The following is a 4,156-nucleotide window of genomic DNA, read 5'->3' as shown; positions in this document are numbered from 1 at the left end:
GGAGACGATGAGCGGATCTGTGCTGGTAGGGGCGGGGGTCGCGGGGATCCGCCGACCGTCGGTACATGCCGTTTGACCCGGCGCGGGTCGCCGCGGCGCTACCCGGCTACGAGCTGGGCGAGGTCCTCGGCTGGGGCACGTTCGGGTTGGTGCTGGCCGGCCGACATCGTCGACTGAACCGCGACGTTGCGATCAAGGTTCTGGTGGCGGACCTCGACGGCGCGACCGCGGGGTTCGCGGCGGAAGCACAGCTGCTCGCCGCCCTTGATCATCCACATGTGGTGCGGGTCCACGACTACGTCGCCGACGACGACCTGCACCTGATCGTCATGGAGAAGTTGGGCGGGGGGACGCTGACCCGCCGGCGGGCCGGCATGTCCCCGCAGGCCGCCTGCGCGGTCGGCCTGGCGGTTGCCGCGGCGCTGTCCTACACCCACGGCCGGGACGTCCTGCACCGCGACATCAAACCGGACAACATCCTGTTTGACGCCGGCGGCCTGGTCAAAGTCACCGACTTCGGCATCGCGAAGATCGTGGCAGGATCGGCGGCCGCGGCCAGTGCGGTTGTCGGGACCCCGCGGTACATGGCCCCCGAGCAGCAGATCACCGGCGGTCGGCTGGGACCGGCCACCGACCTGTACGCCCTCGGGATCGTGCTCTCCCACCTGCTGAGCGGGACGCCGCACTTCGACCCGAGTCTGCCGTCAGATGTGCCCCCACAGCACCACCTCGGCACCGTCCCGCCACCGCCGGCCGGGGTGCCCGCACCGATCGCCGATGTGATCATGCGCGCGCTGGCCAACGACCCGAAAGCCCGCCAGCCTTCCGCGCACGCCTTCGCCCTCGACCTGGCTCGCGCCGCCACGACCGCATACGGCCCGGGGTGGACCGCTCGCTCCGGCATCGTGCTCCGGCTCGACGACGACGTCCGCGCCGCCGTCTGCCAGCCATCCACCGCCATCCCACCGACACCGACACCGACACCGACACAGGCACAGGCACCGACCGTCCGGATACCCCCGTGGCTGTCAGGTCCCGACCCGATCCGCCGGCGCCGCATCGCCGTTGCGGTCGCCGTTGTCGCGCTGTTCCTGGTCGGTGCCGTCCTCACCTTCACCTCCCTGGGGCAGACGGTTCCTGTCGTTGGTCCTCCTGGGCCGTCGGCTACCTCCACCTCTGTCCCGCCGACGCCGGTTCCCACCTTCCGGACGCTCGGCCAGCCCCTGACCGGGCATACCGGCGAGGTGCGGTCGGTGGCGTTGTCCCCGGACAGGCGGACGCTGGCCAGCGCCGGTGGCGACGGCACGGTACGGCTGTGGGATGTCACCGACCCGACCGCCCTCCGCGCGCTCGGCCCACCCCTGACCGGCCACACCGGTGGGGTGTATGCGGTGGCGTTCTCCCCGGACGGGCGGACGCTGGCCAGCGCCGGCGAGGACTGGACGGTGCGGCTGTGGGATCTCACCGACCCGACCGTCCCCCGCCCGCTCGGGAAGTCGCTGGTAGGCCATACCGGTGCGGTGTGGTCGGTGGCGTTCGCCCCGGACGGGCGGACGCTTGCCAGCGCCGGCTTCGACCACACGGTGCGACTGTGGGACGTGTCCGATCGGGTCGCCGCCCATCTGTCGGGCGGGCCACTGGTCGGCCACACCGACGCCGTGGAGTCGGTGGCGTTCTCCCCGGACGGGCGCACGCTTGCCAGCGCCAGCTGGGATGGCACGGTGCGGCTGTGGGATGTGGCCGGTCCCGCATACCCCGCCGACCCGGCCGTCCCGCGTCCGCTCGGCCCGCCGTTGACCGGCCAGGTTGGCCAGGTCGGCAAGGTACGGTCGGTGGCGTTCGCCCCGACGGGGAGGCTCCTGGCCAGCGCGGGTGACGACGGGACGGTCCGGCTGTGGGACATGGCCGACCTGACCGCGCCCCACCCACTCGGCCCGCCGCTGACCGGCCAGACCAGCTGGGTGCGGTCGGTGGCGTTTTCTCCTGATGGGACGCTCCTGGCCAGCGCGGGTGGCGACGGGACGGTCCGGCTGTGGGGTGTGGCCGACCCGGCCGCACCCCGTCCGCTCGGCGAGCTACTGACTGGTCAGCCGCCGACCGGTCAGCAGCCGACCGGCCGTGGCAGCTGGGTGACGTCGGTGGGGTTCTCCCCGGTTGGGACGCTCCTGGCCAGCGGCAACGGCGATGAGACGGTGCGGCTGTGGCAGGTGGGTAATTGAATGGATGACGGCCTTTTCGGTCGCTCGGCGGCCGTGGTCGCGCCGGGTGCCGTTCTCCTGCCGGACTGGCTCAATAGCGCAGAGCAGCGACGTATGCTCGGTGCGGCCCGCGGTTGGGCGGCACCGCCCGCGGGTTTGCGCCATCCACGTATGCCGGACGGAACGCCGCTGCGGGTCGAGTCGGTCTGCCTCGGCTGGCACTGGTCGCCCTATCGCTATTCCCGGTACGCAGACGACAGCGACGGTGACGGCGCACCGGTCAAGCCGCTGCCGGCATGGCTTGTGGAGATGGCGCGTGCGGCGGTCGTCGACGCCAGCGGTATCGACCCGACGGTGTCCGCCGAGCCGGCTGTCTATTGTCCGGACGCGGCAATCGTGAATTATTACGACGACGATGCCCGTCTCGGTCTTCATCAGGACCGGGCGGAGCACACGATGGCGCCGGTGGTGTCCTTCAGCATCGGTGATGTGTGCGTGTTTCGGTTCGGTAATCCGCATACCCGCACCCGCCCGTGGCGTGACGTTCAGCTGCGAAGCGGGGATCTGTTCGTGTTCGGGGGGCCGTCCCGGCTGGCTTACCACGGAGTCCCACGGACGATGCCGGGCAGCGCCCCACCGGAGCTGGGTATGCGGCACGGGCGGCTCAGCGTCACGGTGCGCGAGACGGGCCTCGCCGGCGGTGGGCGGGCTTAACACTGTGTCGCCGTTGTGGCGCCCCGAGGTCCGCGCCCGCCTCAGCCGCTGAGAAATCGCCCACCACCACTGACCGTTGCGCGCGGTCTGTTACACGTTGCCATCTTCGGTCTGGGGGATCGGGATTGCCGTAAAAGCACCGTCGTGCAGCACGGGCACGACCAGGTCGGCATCAAGCTGTGCGGCGGAAGCGACGTCGTCAACCCAGCCCAGGGCCGCGAGTTCCCGACCGGAAACGGATCCGACCAGTTCGCCGTGTACGTCGGACTCAGCGTCCCGGAATGCAGCCATCGCGGCACGTGCCTCCGGTGAGACCCACTTCCTGGCCAGGCCGGCCGCGTCCACGGCTCTGGCGATCACGGCGCCGGCGCCGAGCAGGTCCTCGACAGCCGGCCGCAGCGGACCGGCGTGCGGCGTCCCCGCTCCGTCCGGCCACCGCTCGCCCGCCGCAATCACCGCGACGTTGCGACCCGCCGTGACCTCAGCCGCCAGCGCCCGTCCCACCGCTGTCGCGTTACGCAGGCAACCCGCGATGATCGTGGCCGCACCCAGTTCAGCCGCCATGGTCGACAGCGCGGCGCCATTCGGCGATGGCAGCACCAGACGGGTTCCAGTTGGGATGCGGTCAAGGTCCGTCGGCGACAGCGACCAAGGTACGGTTGGATCGCCACGGCGGCCGGCGAGAACCGCATCCTGCTGCACGGCGAACCGCTGTGCAGAGACGTCTCGGTGCCGGAAAGGCAGGACCGCGGCTCCTCGGCCGACCGCAACGCTCACCGCCGTCGTGAACCGCAGAACGTCCACGATGACAATGACATTGCTCGGATGTGTCAGGGCTGCGAGGTCTTGCGCAGCCCAGCCGAAACGGACGGAGAACGGACGTTGTCCGGCGAGGTCCAGCATGCACCAAGTGTGCCAAACTACCCGCCACTACTGTCTGCTGGCGGCTTCGCGAGCCGCGACCCGAGCGTGTGCATTGCGCGTCCGACCGCTCGAATTCGCAGACGAGATGCCAGAGAAGAATGCCTGCAGATTCTGCCGAGTAGGGTAGCGGCCGCACCGGGGGCATACCGTGACCGCATAAAGGACTGCACCCACGTGCTCCTCACAATGGATGCGGCAACCGTCACGGAGCCGCCGTATCCGTTCGGCCGAGTCTGCGTTCGGAGACGTCTGGCGGGGCATACAGGGCACACAGGGCACACAGGGCACACAGGGCACACAGGGCACACGGCGGGGCACGT

At 70.5% G+C, this 4,156-nt stretch carries 3 protein-coding genes; 2 read left to right on the top strand and 1 reads right to left on the bottom strand.

Annotated elements, in window-relative coordinates:
* The first annotated feature begins 65 nt into the window (after positions 1-65).
* On the top strand, positions 66-2,219 hold the full coding sequence (locus U9978_RS23200; protein ID WP_322763270.1) for a serine/threonine-protein kinase: 2,154 nt from the start codon (positions 66-68) through the stop codon (positions 2,217-2,219).
* On the top strand, positions 2,220-2,912 hold the full coding sequence (locus U9978_RS23195; RefSeq protein WP_322763269.1) for an alpha-ketoglutarate-dependent dioxygenase AlkB: 693 nt from the start codon (positions 2,220-2,222) through the stop codon (positions 2,910-2,912).
* 90 nt (positions 2,913-3,002) lie between these two features.
* Here the strand turns inward: U9978_RS23195 and U9978_RS23190 are convergent, their stop codons facing one another.
* Positions 3,003-3,815, bottom strand: a complete 813-nt coding sequence (locus tag U9978_RS23190; RefSeq protein WP_322763268.1) for a 2-phosphosulfolactate phosphatase — start codon at positions 3,813-3,815, stop codon at positions 3,003-3,005.
* Positions 3,816-4,156: the final 341 nt, after the last annotated feature.

The organism is Protofrankia sp. Cr2 (assembly GCF_963555885.1).
Classification (GTDB): Bacteria; Actinomycetota; Actinomycetes; order Frankiales; family Frankiaceae; genus Protofrankia.
Note: the sequence above shows the minus strand (reverse complement) of the source record. Positions and strands in the feature narration are given on the sequence as shown.